A 13,207-nucleotide genomic window follows, 5' to 3' on the forward strand; every position below is an offset into this window, starting at 1 on the left:
CCGCACCAGGGCCCTGGCGGCCACCTTTGCTATGTCTGAACACCACAAGTGCCTGATTATCGGCTCGGGCCCGGCCGGCTACACGGCGGCCATCTACGCGGCCCGCGCCAACATGGCCCCCGTCATGTACATGGGCCTGCAGCCCGGTGGGCAGCTCACCATCACCAACGACGTGGAGAACTTCCCCGGCTACCCCGACGGCGTGATGGGCCCCGAGATGATGGAGGACCTGAAAAAGCAGGCCGAACGCTTCGGCACTGATATTCGCTACGGCATTGCCACGCAGGTGGATTTCTCGGGCCACCCGCACAAGGTTACAATTGATGAGACGACGGAGCTAACGGCCGACGCCGTGATTATCGCCACCGGGGCCTCGGCCAAGTGGCTGGGGCTGCCCTCGGAAGCCAAGCTGAACGGCTCGGGCGTGTCGGCCTGCGCCGTGTGCGACGGGTTTTTCTACCGGGGCCAGGACGTGGCCATCGTGGGGGCCGGCGACACGGCCGCCGAGGAGGCCACCTACCTGGCCAACCTGGCCCGCAAGGTGACCATGATTGTGCGCAAGGGCGAGCTGAAAGCCTCGAAAATCATGCAGAAGCGCGTGCTCGACAACCCCAAGATTGAGGTGCTGTTCGACACCGTGACCGACGAGATTCTGGGCGAGCACGCCGTGGAAGGCGTGCGCGTGAAAAACGTGCGGACCCACGAGGTGCGGGAGATTCCGCTCACGGGGTTTTTCGTGGCCATCGGGCACGAGCCCAATTCGAAGATTTTCCAGCCCTACCTGCACCACGACGAGCAGGGCTACCTGAAAACCCTGCCCGGCACCAGCAAAACGAACGTGGACGGCGTGTTTGCCTGCGGCGACGTGCAGGACTTTACCTACCGCCAGGCCGTGACGGCGGCCGGCACCGGCTGCATGGCCGCCCTCGACGCCGAGCGTTTCCTGGCCGCCCAGGGCCTGCATTAGGCGCGGCCAGCTACTTTTGGCTAACTCCAGTCTCGCTTTGCCTCTCTGCTTTTGCTGCTTTACCGCTTGAATTTTCTGCGTCCTCTGGGGCTGCTATGGCTGTTGGCCGCGCTGGGTACGGCCCCCGCGCTGGGGCAGGGCAAGAAGCCCGCGCATCCCAAAGACGAGCACACGGGCCGCCGGTCGGACTTTTTTCGGGTGAAAACGCCGAAGATGAAGTACGTGCGGCCCGACACGACCACGGTCATCGAAACCGAGGAAATCCACGACGACAACTCCGACGCGGCCAAGTCGCTGCGCTTCAACCCGGCCAAAAAGCTGAGCATCGTGAGCGAGGACACGACCACGCTCAACGAGGGCGGGCAGGAAATCGTGGAGATGTCGGAGGAAGTGCTCATCGACTCGTCGTGGGTAAAGGTGGCCGGGTACTACTCCATCTGGGACGTCCACAACATCAACCCTTACCACGTGGACGGCCGCCGCTTCCGCGACTCGGTGAACCTGAAGCTGACCGACGCCAGCCGCGAGCGGTTCAGCCGGATGCCGATGAAGGAAACGCCCATCACGTCGGGCTTCGGGTTCCGGGGCTACCGCTGGCACTTCGGCGTGGACCTGGACCTGGAAACCGGGGACTCGGTGAAGGCGGTGTTCGACGGCGTGGTGCGCATCAGCAAGTGGGACGGCGCGGGCTACGGCAACTACCTGCTGGTGCGCCACTACAACGGCCTGGAGACGCTCTACGGGCACCTGAGCAAGGCCCTGGTGCCGGTGGGTACCTTCGTGAAGGCCGGCGAGCTGATTGCCTACGGCGGTAGCACGGGCCATAGCTCGGGCTCGCACCTGCACTTCGAGGTGCGCTACCAGGGCAACCCCATCAACCCGATTCAGCTCTACGACTTCCCCGACCACAAGCTGCTGAAGGACAACTTCACCATCACCTCGGAGCTATTTAACTACTACAGCCAGGCCCTGCGACGCGGCGGCGGCAGCCTGACGGGCGGCGGCCGCAGCGGCGGCGGCGAAGGCCGCGGCAGTCGCACCAGCCGCCCCCGCCGCGGCGAACCCCGGGCCGCGCGGGTGGTGGTGAGCCACCGCGTGCGCCCGGGCGACACGCTCTCGGAGGTGGCCGAAAAGTATGGCGTGGGCTTGAGCACCTTGAAACGCCTGAACCCGGGCATGAAGACCCTGCAACCCGGCAAGAAGCTGCGCATCAAATAAAATCGCAGATTTTGCAGATTTTAAGAATGATTTCGCAGATGAAGCAGTGGTGGGCAGTTGGTTTTTAATGTTCGTTTTGCCGTGCGGCCGCACTCCTGAAAAGCCAAAGATTTGAGCGGCGGGGCCGGTCATTGCAATTGCCATTGAATCTGCGTAATCCATTAAATCTGCAAAATCTGTGATTAAGCTGGATATCCTGGCCCTGGGGGCCCACCCCGACGACGTGGAAATGTCGTGCGCGGGCACGCTTCTGGCCGCCCGCGCGGCCGGCAAAACCGTGGGCGTTGTCGATTTCACCCGCGGCGAGCTGGGCACCCGGGGCAGCGTCAAAATCCGGACGGCGGAGGCTGCCGCTTCCAGCCAGATTCTGGGCCTGCTGGTGCGCGAAAACCTGGGCTTGCCCGACGGGTTTTTTCGCAACGACCGGGAACACCAGCTGCCCCTGATTGCCGCCCTGCGCCGCTACCGGCCCGACGTGGTGCTCGCCAACGCCGTGGCCGACCGCCACCCCGACCACGGCAAAGGCGCCCAGCTGGCCATCGACGCCTGCTTTCTGAGCGGCCTGCGCATGGTCGAAACCCTCGACGAGCACGGCCAGCCCCAGGCCCCCTGGCGGCCGCGCAAGGTGTACCATTACATCCAGGACCAGCAACTCGTGCCCGCCTTTGTGGTGGACATCACGCCCCATTGGCAGGGCAAGTGGGACGCCATCCACGCCTTCGGCAGCCAGTTTTTCAACCCCAACGCCGACCCCGGGGCCCCGGCCACCTACTTGTCGGGCCAGCAGTTCGAGCGCTTCATGGAAGCGCGGGCCCGCGAGTTTGGCCACATCATCGGGGTGGAATTCGGGGAAGGCTTCACGGCCGCCCGGCCGGTGGGCGTGCGCGAAGTGACGGAGCTGTTGTAGCGGGACAAGCCAGGCGGCACCCGTTGCGGTAGGGATGCTTTTGGGGAAAATACGCGGGGCGTAGCCCGCAGTATTCTTCAAATGAGCGCACATCTTGCAGCAGAAAAAGGATTAGAGGCAGAGAATTAAAAAACTGAGCATCAGTTTTTTAATTCTCTGCCTCTAATCCTTTTATTTAAGCAATAACTGCTCTAAGCGGAGAGGAAGGGTGCCCGTCAACGATTAGCGGGACAGCTCGGTGAGTGGCCCGGCTGGGGCGGGCCGCCCGGGCACCGTGCCGTCAGGGCGGGCCCAGGGCTCCAGTGGGGCCAGGGGCAACGCCAAGAGCTGGGCCACGGTCTGGCGGGTTGGGTCGGGGTAGGCGGGCACGCCGATGGTGAGGGCTTGCTGCGGCACGTTCAGGCGCAGGGTGCGGTGCAGGCGGTCCCATAGGGTGAGCACGACGCCGAAGTTGCTTTGCGACTCGCGGTGCACCACCGAGTGGTGGATGCCGTGGGCCCGCGGCGTGACGAGCAGCGGGGCCAGCCGGCGTTCCACGGCCAGCGGCAGCCGCCAGTTGCTGTGGTGAAAAGCCGCGCCGGCCTCGAACACCGCCTCGTAGGCCAGCACCGTGGCCGGCCGGATGCCCAGCAGCGCCGGCAGCGCCGCCCGGTAGGGGATGCTGGCCAGCATCTCGCCAAAGTGGAAGCGCCAGGCCGTGGTGAGGTCCATGTCGAGGTCGGAGTGGTGCACGCGGTGCAGCCGCCACAGCAGCGGCGCGTGCAGCAGCCGGTGCCAGCTGTAGGCCAGGTAATCGAGCGCCAGCACTTCCAGGCCGAGGCGCAGGGGCCCCGGCAGGCGGGCCAGCTGCCGACCCAGCCCGTGCGGGGCGGCCCGCTGCGCCAAGCCCACCATGGCGGGCAGCAGCGTGAGGCGGGCGGCGGGCAGGGCGGGGGCGGCCAGCAGCGCGTTGCGCCGCCAGCGCTCCGGGCGCGGGCGGGTGCGCCGCCGCAGCGGGTGGCGGGTTTCGAGCAGCAGCAGGCCCAGGCCCACCAGGGCCAGGGCCGGGCCGGCCCAGCGGTCGAAGCGTTGGAGGAGGGGGGGCGAAGCTGAAAAAAGCGGCATGAGAAGCGACGTACTGAGGGCGTAGCAACACTACGTAATTAGTGCCCGTGCCACCGGCCGGCCCCGAGCTGCTGGCCGTTTCGCGCAACGTGCGCCGCGCCCCGGCGTACTTAACCGGCCGGGGCGGCCCGCGGTTGCGCCCGGCGCGGGGAAGTACACTTAATCTTTTTTGTTGGCGCTGGCTGGCAGTATTTTGAATCCTGACAACCAACCGGGCGCTGAGCTAAGCGTCAGCATCATCATCCCGACGTACAACGAGGCGGCGGCCATCGCGGCCCTGCTGGGCTACCTGCGCCGGGCCACGGCCGGCGGGCCCGCCCCGGAGCTGCTGGTCGTGGACGGGGGCAGCACCGACGCCACCGTGCGCCTGGCCCGGCAGGCCGGGGCCACCGTGCTCACCAGCCCCCGCAAGGGCCGCGCCGCGCAGCTCAACCACGGGGCGCAGCGGGCGCGCGGGGGGGTATTGTACTTTCTGCACGCCGACTCCTACCCGCCGCCCGGCTTCCTGGCCGACGTGCGGCGGGCCCTGGGGCAGGGCTACGGGGCGGGCTGCTACCGGCTGGCTTTCGACCACCCGCACTGGTTTTTGCGGTTCAGCGCCTGGTGCACCCGCTTGCCCTTGACGGCCGTGCGCTTCGGCGACCAAAGCCTGTTCGTGCGCCGCGACTTGTTTGCCCGCATCGGGGGCTACCGCGAGGACCTGCTGGTGATGGAAGACCAGGAAATTGTGGGCCGCCTGCGGGCCCAGGCCCCATTTCGGCTGCTGCCCCGCGCCGTGACTACTTCGGCCCGCAAGTACCTGGTGAACGGCGTTTTTCGGCTGCAAGGTATTTTTACGCTTATCGTAATCCTCTACCGGCTGGGCGTGCCGCAGCGCCGCTTGGTGCAGCTCTACCGGCGGCTTGTCCGGCAGGGCAATGTGTAGCCGGCGGGCGAGTTGAAGGGGTTGGCCGTAGCTTGCCACTCCTATTTTTCAAGTGAAAAACGCCCGTATGCCGCCTGCCGCCACGCCCGCCCCCCACCTGTTGGTCTTTGCCCGCGAGCCGGTGCTGGGGCGCGTCAAAACCCGGCTGGCGGCGGGCATCGGGGCGGCGGCGGCGCTGGCCGTGTACCGCGAGCTGCTGGCCCTGACGGCGGCGGCCGTGGCGGCGGCGCAGGTGCCCGCCACCGTCTGGCTGGCGGAGGCCCCGGCCGGGGGCGACCCGGCCCTGCCCCGGCCCGAGTGGCCCGGCCTGCCCTGGCGCGTGCAGCCGGCCGCGGGCTCGCTCGGGGCCCGCATGGCGCAAGCCTTCGAGGAGGCTTTTGCGGCGGGTGCGGGCCGGGTGGTGGTCATCGGCACCGACTGCCCCGGCCTGAGCGCGGATTTGTTGCGGCAGGCTTTCGACCAGCTGCTGAGCCATGAGCTGGTGGTGGGGCCGGCCGACGACGGCGGGTACTACCTGCTGGGCATGAATGAATTGGAGGCCGAGCTGTTCGCCAACAAAGCCTGGAGCACCGCCACCGTGCTGCCCGATACCCTGGCCGACGCCGCCCGCCTGGGCCTGCGCGTGGCCCGGCTGCCGACCCTGCACGACGTGGACTCGGCCCAGGACCTGGCTACCTGGCGCGGGAACCCGGCGCGGGGGTAGCGCGCGGCAGCTGCCCGTGTCCCAGGTAATATTCCGCCATTGCCCAGGCCAGCACCGTCCCGTATTCGAGGGTTAGCAGCAGGCCGCTCTCGGTGTAGGCGGAGGTGCGGTACGCCGAGTAAGAGAGCACGGCCAGACCTGCCCAGATACGGGCGTAGCGCAGCGGCGAAAAGCAGCTCAGCGCCACCAGCGGCACCAGGTACCAGGGGTGCACGACGGTGGCCAGCGCAAAGTAGCCGCTGAGCGTGAGCAGCAACCGCTGCGGCAGCGCCGCCAGCCGGGGCCGCCCCGCCCCCCGCGCCAGCCGGAAAGCCAGGTATAGTGCCCCCGCGCCCAGCAGCGGCCCCAGGCCGCCCACCAGGTCAACGCCCGTGAGCCCCTTGCCCAGCGCCAGCAACACGTAGAACACGCTGGCGTTGAACTCGAAACTCTGAAAATACAAGTCCAGGCTGAGGCCGATGTGCAGGAGCAGGGTCCACGAAACGAAAGGTAGAAACAGCAGCCCCAGGCCCCCCGCCAGCACCCCCAAAAACCGGCGAAAGCGCCGCCGCCCCAGCCGCCGGGCCAGCAGGGGCAGCGCCAGCAGGGGCAACAGCTTGGCGGCCACGGCCAGGGCCAGGGCCCCGGCCGCCAGCCGGGGGCGGCGGTGCACCAGCAGCGCCCCCGTCAGCAGCAGGAAGCACACGACCACGCCTTCCATGTGCACGTTGCCCATGACCTCGACCACCACCAGCGGGTGCAGCAGGTAGGCCAGGGCGCGGCGGGCGGGCCAGCCGGCCAGGGGCAGCAGCCACAGCAGCAGCGCCGCCGCGCCCGCGTCGGCCAGCAGCAGGGCCCCGCGCACCACCACCAGAAAGCCGGTCTGGGAAGTGGGAAACGCCCGCGCCGCCGCGCCGTACAGGGCCTGGCACACGGGCGGGTACACCGAAAAATACGTCGGCGAATTGAGTTGCGGCAGCAGGCCCCGCAGCGCGGCCAGCGGCAGGGCAGCCGAGTCGGCGGGCGGGTGTTGGAGTAGCTGCACGGGCGTTTCGGCAAACGGGTTGTGGCCGTGGCCCACCAGCAGCCCGTCCCAGCGAAAGCGGTAAAAATCGTTGCTCAGCGCCGGGGTGGCCGGCAGCCACAGCAGCCGGAATACGAGCGCCGCGCCCAGCCCCCAGCGCAGCGGCAGCCGGGTGTGCAGCAGCCACGCGTAGGCCGCGCCGGCCACCGCAAAGAGCAGGACCAGCTGCCCAAACTGCGCCCGCGGCGTGTGGTAGGCCAGGGCCCAGTAGGCCGCGCCCGTCAGCAGCAAGGCCAGGAGCTGGCCGGCGCGGAGCAGGGGGGTGGGGCGGGATGGGTTCAAGAGCAAGTGGTTGGACGGCAGCGCTTTTGGCACTTCTGTGGGTGCCTCACCAGTATTTAAAAATCGTCCACAGAATCTTGTAGCCCGCGCCCAGCGTGCCGCGCACCGTGCCCGATATCTTGGAGGTGCCGATGCGGCGGCGGTAGCGCACGGGCACCTCCACCACGCGCAGGCCCAGGCGGGCGGCCTTCACCTGCATCTCCACCGTCCAGCCGTAGTTCGTATCCACCATGCCGATGCGGGCCAGCGCCGCCGCCGTCACGGCCCGGAAGGGCCCCAGGTCGGTGTGGGTGCCGCCGTAGCGCAGGCGCAACAGGCGTGAGGCCAGCCAGTTGCCAAACACCTGCTGCGGCAGCAGCGCCCCGCGCTCGCGCTGGCCCAGCGCCCGCGAGCCAATCACCAGCTCGGCCGCGCCGCTTAGCAGGGGGGCCAGCAGGGCGGGCATTTCTTCGGGAAAATCGGAGTGGTCGCCGTCGAGAAACACAATGATTTCCGGGGTGCGGCCGGCGGGTTGGGCGGCGTAGTAGGCCAGGCCGGCCAGGCAGGCCTGGCCGTAGCCGGGGCGGGGCTCGGCCACCACGGTGGCCCCGGCGGCGCGGGCGGCGGCGGCGGTGTCGTCGGTCGAGGCGTTGTCCACCACCACCACTTCCTGCGCCAGGCCAGCCGGGATTTCGCCCAGCACCCGCCCGATGGAGCGCCCCTCGTTGTGGGCCGGAATGAGCACGCCGATGCGCGGAAGAGTAGCCAAAGGGAGCAGCGAAGCGGGTGAGCGGGGTACAAAGAACGACCAGGGCCGCGCAATCGGCGGGCCGGGGCCGCTGCGTAGGTGCCGGGCGCACCGGGCGGCATCCCGCCGCATTTTGGCGTTCATTTGCATCCCAAGTAGGGCAGCAGAAATAATGAACGCTTGAATTTTGCCTAAGTCTCTGTTAGTCAGAAAAAAGCTAACAGCTAATAGCTAGCAGCCAACAGCTCACTACCTATGCACCTCGTTATCATCGGCAACGGCATCACGGGCGTTACGGCGGCCATCACGGCGCGGCGGCTTGCGCCCGACGCCCGCATCACGCTGGTGGCGGCCGAAAGCGCCCACCACTACGCGCGCCCGGCCCTGATGTACCTCTACCTGGGCCACCTGCGCTACGCCGACGTGAAGCCCTACGCCGACTGGTTCTGGGCCGAAAACCGCCTGGAGCTGGTGCACGCCGAAGCCACCGGCGTGGACACCGCCGCCCGTACCGTGCAGCTGGCCACCGGCCCCACCCTGGCCTACGACCAGCTGCTGCTGGCCACCGGCTCGGTGGTGCGCACGCCCGGCTGGCCCGGCCAGGGGCTGCGCGGGGTGCAGGGCTTCATCGGCCTGCCCGACCTGGAACGCATGAGCCGCGCCACCCAGGGCATCCGCCACGCCGTGGTGGTGGGCGGGGGCCTGATTGGCGTGGAGCTGGCCGAAATGCTGCACTCGCGCGGCATCCGCGTCACGTGGCTGGTGCGTGAGGCCCGCTACTGGCAGTCGGTGCTGCCGCCCGAAGAATCGGTAATGCTGGAAGCGCACATCCGCCGCCACGACATTGACTTTCGGACAAGTACCGAGCTGGGCGAGGTGCTGGGCGACGCCCAGGGCCGCGTGCGGGCCGTGGCCACCACCACCGGCCAGGAGCTGCCCGCCGAGTGGGTGGGCCTGGCCACCGGCGTGACGCCCAACCTGGCGCTGGCCCGCGCCGCCGGCCTCGCCACCGACCGCGGCATTCTGGTAAACGAGCTGCTCGCAACCAGTGCGCCCGGCGTGTACGCGGCCGGCGACTGCGCCCAGCACCGCCAGCCGGCCCCCGGCGAGGCGGCCGTGGAGCAGCTCTGGTACACCGGCCGCATGCAGGGCGAAACCGTGGCCCACACCCTCTGCGGCCAGCCCACGCCCTACCGGCGCGGCGCGTGGTTCAACTCGGCCAAGTTCTTCAACCTCGAATACCAGACCTACGGCCGCGTACCCGCCCAGCCCGAAGCCGGCCTCGCCAGCTTCTGCTGGCAGCACCCAAACGGCCAGCACCTGCTGCGCCTCAACTTCCGCGAGGCCGACCAGGCCGTAACCGGCGTCAACGCCCTGGGCCTGCGCCAGCGCCAAGACGTGTGGGAGCGCTGGCTGCGCGACAAAACAAGTATCGGCACCGTGCTGGCCCAGCTGGCGGCGGCCAATTTCGACCCCGAGTTCGGGCGGCAGCACGAGCCGGCCATCCGGCGCGAGTTTGAGCGGCAGTTTCCGGGCATCGCCGTGGCTAAGCCGCGCCGCAAGGGGCTGTTTGGGTAGTCGAACGGGCAGCGTAAACCAGTAGGCCTGTTGGTGTTTGCTGGTCAGAAGTTAAAAAAAGAACGTCATATTTCCCTTCGGTCTGTATGACGTTCTTTTCATAATAAGTCATCCACTAAGTAGTGCGTCTTAGGTAATCGACACTTGCCTATTGGCTAAAATTTTGTTAATCAGAACGTAAGCTAATAACTAATAGCTAAAAGCCAACAGCTAATCCATTATGCAAGACCTCCCCGCCCCCTCCCTGGCCCTGGCCCAGCCCCCGGCCGCTGCCGTGCCCGCCGGCGAAAAGCCGGCGCTGGCCGCCGTGGCCCTGGGCCTGCTGGCGCTGCTGGTGGCCGCCGCCGACGCCGACGCGGCCCGCGCCCGGCTGAGTTTGTGCCTCGCGCTGGCGCTGGTGGTGGGCGGGGCGCTGGGCTGGGCCTGGCTGGCTTTTGGGCGCAGGGAGGCCGGCTGGCACCCGCACGACCTCTGGCGGCGGGCCAGCACCAGCCGGGGCACCGTGGCCTGGGCCACCGGCGTGGCCCTCACGGGCTTCTACGCGGTGCTGTACTGGTTGCCGGGGCTGCTCACCAACCTCATCCGGGCCGTGGACCCGGCCAGCCAGTGGCTGCGGCACCAGCCGGCCGACCAGTGGTTTCTCTACGGCACGTTCTACACGCTGGCGGTGCTGGTGCTGGGCGGGCGGGCGCTGTGGAAATACCGGTTTTCGCGCTACCACCTGGCCCGTACCGCCTCGGTGATGTTCTTTCAGCTGGGTTTCGGCTTCCTGCTGCCGGGGCTGCTGCTGGCTTTGCAGCAGCCCGAGTATTATTTCTCGTATTTCTGGCCTTTGAAGTACGACTACCTGTTTCCCGCCACCGTGGGCAAGCTGCTGCACGGCGGCGGGCTGGGCGTGTTTATGGTGTTTTGGGGGGTGATGCTGTCGTTTTTGGCCACGCCGGTGCTCACCTATTTCTTCGGCAAGCGCTGGTACTGCGCCTGGGTGTGCGGCTGCGGCGGCCTGGCCGAAACCGCCGGCGACGCCTACCGCCACCTCTCCGACAAAAGCCGCCAGGCCTGGCGCTGGGAAGTGCGCCTCATCTACCCCATCCTGGGGCTGATAACGCTGCTCACGGCGCTGCTCTGGGTGGGGGCCTCGGGGGCGGTGCCGGCGCTGCGCTTCGTCACGGGGCCGCTGGGGCAGTTCTACGGCTTCGTGATTGGCAGCGTGTTTTCGGGCATCGTCGGGGTGGGGTTTTACCCGCTGATGGGCAGCCGGGTGTGGTGCCGCTTCGGCTGCCCGATGGCCGCCTACCTGGGCTTGCTGCAAAAGCACTTCTCGCGCTTCCGCATCAGCACCAACGGCGGCCAGTGCATCTCGTGCGGCAACTGCTCCAACGCCTGCGAGATGGGCATCGACGTGAAGCAGTACGCCCAGCGCGGCGAGCCCATTGTGCGGGCCGCCTGCGTGGGCTGCGGCCTCTGCGCCACCGCCTGCCCGCGCGGCGTGCTCAACCTGGAAAACGGGCCCCGCGCGGGCCGCCTGGCCGGCTCGGCGTTCATTCACGCTGACGCCCTGCGAATTTTGTAGGGCCCCCGGCCGGCGCTTTTCTTTTTAGTATTCTCTTGATGTTATTCCTTGAAACCGGGCTGGTCGTCCTTTACGGGCTGTGCCTGGTCTTTATGCTCGGGTTCAGCCTCACGCAGTGGCAGCTGGCCCGGCTGGCGGGCCGGGCTAAGGCAATTCCCCCGCCCCCCGCGCCCGCCGCGTGGCCGCGGGTGGCGGTGCAGCTGCCGGTGTACAATGAGCTGAACGTGGTGGCCCGCCTCATCGACGCGGCGGCGGCCCTCGACTACCCCGCCGACCGCCTGCATATCCAGGTGCTCGACGACTCGACCGACGAGACCGGGGCCCTGGCCGCCGCCCGCGTGGCGCACTACCGGGCGCAGGGCTTGCACATTGCCCACGTGCGCCGCCCCACCCGCCGGGGCTACAAGGCCGGGGCGCTGGCCCACGGCCTGGCCGAAACCGACGCGGAGTTCATTGCCATCTTCGACGCGGATTTTCTGCCCGCGCCGGACTTTCTGCGGCGCGTCATCCCGTACTTCACCGGCCCTGACGTCGGGATGGTGCAAACCCGCTGGGGCCACCTCAACGAAAATGACTCGCTGCTCACGCGCCTGCAAGCCTTCGGGCTGAACGCGCATTTTCTGGTGGAGCAGGTGGGCCGGCAGGCCGGCGGGCACTTCCTCAACTTCAACGGCACGGGCGGCGTGTGGCGGCGCAGCTGCATTGTGGACGCCGGCGGCTGGCACGCCGACACCCTCACCGAAGACCTCGACCTGAGCTACCGCGCCCAGCTGCGCGGCTGGCGCTTCCGCTACCTGCCCCAGGTGGTGGCCCCCGCCGAGCTGCCGGCGCACCTCGACGCCCTCCGCTCGCAGCAGCACCGCTGGAACAAGGGGGCCGCCGAAACCGCCCGCAAGCACCTGGGGCGGGTGTGGCGCGCGCCGGCCCTCTCCCTGGCCACCAAGCTGCACGCCACCTTTCATTTGCTGAACAGCTCGGTGTTTGCCGTCATCCTGCTCATGGCGCTGCTGAGCGTGCCGCTGGTGTTCGTGCGGGCACACCGGCCCGAATTTCGGCCGGTGTTCCGGCTGGCTTCGGGGTTTTGCCTCACGCTGCTGCCGCTCACCTCCTATTACTACGCGGCCTGGCGGCGCAGCCCGCCCCCGGCCGGGCGGTGGTTTGCGCCCACGTTCGCGCTATTTATTGCCCTGTCGATGGGCCTGGCCCTGCACAACGCGCGGGCCGTGGTGCAGGGCCTGCTACGGCGCTCCTCGCCCTTCGTGCGCACGCCCAAGCTGGGCGCGGGCCCGGCGGCCGCGGCCCCCGCCCGCCGCTACCGCGTGCGCGAAACCGGCCGGCTGCCGCTCGCCGAGGCGCTGCTTACCCTGTATTTCCTGGCCGGGCTGGCGGCCGGCTGCTACTATGCCGACTACGGCCTGCTGCCGTTTCACGCGCTGCTGGTGGCGGGCTTTGGCACGCTCGCGGGCTACGCCTGGCACGAGCGGCGGGGGTGAAGCAACCGGCGGGGGCCGCGCCTGCGTATGGCTGGGCATGACTTCCTCCTCCCTCGGGCGGTGGCTGGGCGGCGGGCTGCTGCTGGCGGGCCTCGTGGCCGCTTGCCACGGCCGCCGCCCCGCCGCCCCGCCCACCACCAGCAAGCTCTACTCGGCCATGCTCAACGGCCTGCTCCAGGGGTCGGTGCCTTTTGTGAGCGTGGTACAGCTCCGGCAGCAGCCCACCCCCCCGGTGCTGCTCGATACCCGCGAGGCCCCGGAGTTTGCTGTTAGCCACCTGCGCGGGGCGCGGCTGGTGGGCTACAGCACGTTTTCGCTGGCTGCCGTGCAGGACCTGCCCAAAAACGCGCCCATTGTGGTGTACTGCTCGGTGGGCGCGCGCAGCGAAAAAATCGGCCTGCGGCTCAAACAGGCCGGTTTCACCGACGTGCGCAACCTCTACGGCGGCCTCTTCGAGTGGGTCAATGAGGGCCAGCCGGTGGTCACGGCCGCGAACCAGCCCACCGACCGGGTGCACGCCTACTCGCCCACCTGGGGCATCTGGCTCCGGCGCGGCCAGAAGGTGTATTGAGTTATCAGCTGTTAGCTTATGGCTGTTAGCTTATGGCTGTTAGCTTATGGCTGTTAGCTTATGGCTGTTAGCTATTAGATTTTGTGTTGATTAACA

Annotated in this window: 12 protein-coding genes; 9 read left to right on the forward strand and 3 right to left on the reverse strand. The window is 68.3% G+C overall.

The window, feature by feature from the left end:
* Positions 1 to 31 precede the first annotated feature (31 nt).
* The 3 genes from trxB to bshB1 all read left to right on the forward strand — a co-directional run bounded on the left by trxB (position 32) and on the right by bshB1 (position 3,092).
* Entirely contained in the window at positions 32 to 967 is a 936-nt protein-coding gene (gene trxB, locus HNP98_RS11745; protein WP_173810269.1) for a thioredoxin-disulfide reductase, read from the forward strand.
* Positions 968 to 1,033: 66 nt separating this feature from the next.
* Positions 1,034 to 2,185 (forward strand): M23 family metallopeptidase, encoded by a 1,152-nt coding sequence (locus tag HNP98_RS11750; RefSeq protein ID WP_246275097.1) that lies wholly within the window; start codon positions 1,034 to 1,036, stop codon positions 2,183 to 2,185.
* A gap of 178 nt (positions 2,186 to 2,363) precedes the next feature.
* The gene (bshB1, locus tag HNP98_RS11755; RefSeq protein ID WP_317171099.1) at positions 2,364 to 3,092 is read left to right on the forward strand and encodes a bacillithiol biosynthesis deacetylase BshB1; all 729 of its coding nucleotides are present in this window, start codon (positions 2,364 to 2,366) and stop codon (positions 3,090 to 3,092) included.
* 222 nt (positions 3,093 to 3,314) lie between these two features.
* Here bshB1 and HNP98_RS11760 read toward each other — a convergent pair whose 3' ends face one another.
* Positions 3,315 to 4,196: a sterol desaturase family protein gene (locus HNP98_RS11760; RefSeq protein WP_173810270.1), complete on the reverse strand. Its 882-nt coding sequence runs from the start codon at positions 4,194 to 4,196 to the stop codon at positions 3,315 to 3,317.
* 193 nt (positions 4,197 to 4,389) lie between these two features.
* Here HNP98_RS11760 and HNP98_RS11765 point away from each other — a divergent pair, with 193 nt between their 5' ends.
* Both HNP98_RS11765 and HNP98_RS11770 read left to right on the forward strand, forming a co-directional pair.
* Positions 4,390 to 5,121 carry a TIGR04283 family arsenosugar biosynthesis glycosyltransferase gene (locus HNP98_RS11765; RefSeq protein ID WP_173810271.1) on the forward strand — a complete coding sequence of 244 codons (732 nt, stop codon included), beginning with the start codon at positions 4,390 to 4,392 and terminating at the stop codon, positions 5,119 to 5,121.
* Positions 5,122 to 5,173: 52 nt separating this feature from the next.
* Positions 5,174 to 5,824, forward strand: a complete 651-nt coding sequence (locus HNP98_RS11770) for a TIGR04282 family arsenosugar biosynthesis glycosyltransferase (protein ID WP_173810272.1) — start codon at positions 5,174 to 5,176, stop codon at positions 5,822 to 5,824.
* Here HNP98_RS11770 and HNP98_RS11775 read toward each other — a convergent pair.
* Positions 5,793 to 7,169, reverse strand: coding sequence for a hypothetical protein (locus HNP98_RS11775; protein WP_173810273.1), 1,377 nt, complete (start codon positions 7,167 to 7,169; stop codon positions 5,793 to 5,795). The genes HNP98_RS11770 and HNP98_RS11775 overlap by 32 nt on opposite strands.
* A 46-nt stretch (positions 7,170 to 7,215) precedes the next feature.
* Positions 7,216 to 7,917, reverse strand: a complete 702-nt coding sequence (locus HNP98_RS11780; protein ID WP_262889110.1) for a glycosyltransferase family 2 protein — start codon at positions 7,915 to 7,917, stop codon at positions 7,216 to 7,218.
* Between the two features lie 234 nt (positions 7,918 to 8,151).
* Between HNP98_RS11780 and HNP98_RS11785 the strand changes: the two genes are divergently transcribed.
* From HNP98_RS11785 to HNP98_RS11800, 4 genes are all read left to right on the forward strand, one after another.
* On the forward strand, positions 8,152 to 9,474 hold the full coding sequence (locus tag HNP98_RS11785; RefSeq protein WP_173810274.1) for an NAD(P)/FAD-dependent oxidoreductase: 1,323 nt from the start codon (positions 8,152 to 8,154) through the stop codon (positions 9,472 to 9,474).
* A gap of 220 nt (positions 9,475 to 9,694) precedes the next feature.
* Positions 9,695 to 11,047, forward strand: a complete 1,353-nt coding sequence (locus HNP98_RS11790) for a 4Fe-4S binding protein (RefSeq protein ID WP_173810275.1) — start codon at positions 9,695 to 9,697, stop codon at positions 11,045 to 11,047.
* Between the two features lie 38 nt (positions 11,048 to 11,085).
* The gene (locus HNP98_RS11795) at positions 11,086 to 12,540 is read left to right on the forward strand and encodes a cellulose synthase family protein (RefSeq protein ID WP_173810276.1); all 1,455 of its coding nucleotides are present in this window, start codon (positions 11,086 to 11,088) and stop codon (positions 12,538 to 12,540) included.
* Positions 12,541 to 12,577: 37 nt separating this feature from the next.
* Positions 12,578 to 13,111, forward strand: coding sequence for a rhodanese-like domain-containing protein (locus HNP98_RS11800; protein ID WP_173810277.1), 534 nt, complete (start codon positions 12,578 to 12,580; stop codon positions 13,109 to 13,111).
* Positions 13,112 to 13,207 lie beyond the last annotated feature (96 nt).

Source organism: Hymenobacter caeli (assembly GCF_013294115.1).
Classification (GTDB): domain Bacteria; phylum Bacteroidota; class Bacteroidia; order Cytophagales; family Hymenobacteraceae; genus Hymenobacter; species Hymenobacter caeli.

Coding starts and splice junctions, on each gene's coding strand:
- HNP98_RS11800 (WP_173810277.1), top strand. CDS start 12,578: ATGACTTCCTCCTCCCTCGGGCGGTGGCTGGGCGGCGGGCTGCTGCTG.
- HNP98_RS11785 (WP_173810274.1), top strand. CDS start 8,152: ATGCACCTCGTTATCATCGGCAACGGCATCACGGGCGTTACGGCGGCC.
- HNP98_RS11795 (WP_173810276.1), top strand. CDS start 11,086: ATGTTATTCCTTGAAACCGGGCTGGTCGTCCTTTACGGGCTGTGCCTG.
- trxB (WP_173810269.1), top strand. CDS start 32: ATGTCTGAACACCACAAGTGCCTGATTATCGGCTCGGGCCCGGCCGGC.
- HNP98_RS11790 (WP_173810275.1), top strand. CDS start 9,695: ATGCAAGACCTCCCCGCCCCCTCCCTGGCCCTGGCCCAGCCCCCGGCC.
- HNP98_RS11760 (WP_173810270.1), bottom strand. CDS start 4,196: ATGCCGCTTTTTTCAGCTTCGCCCCCCCTCCTCCAACGCTTCGACCGC.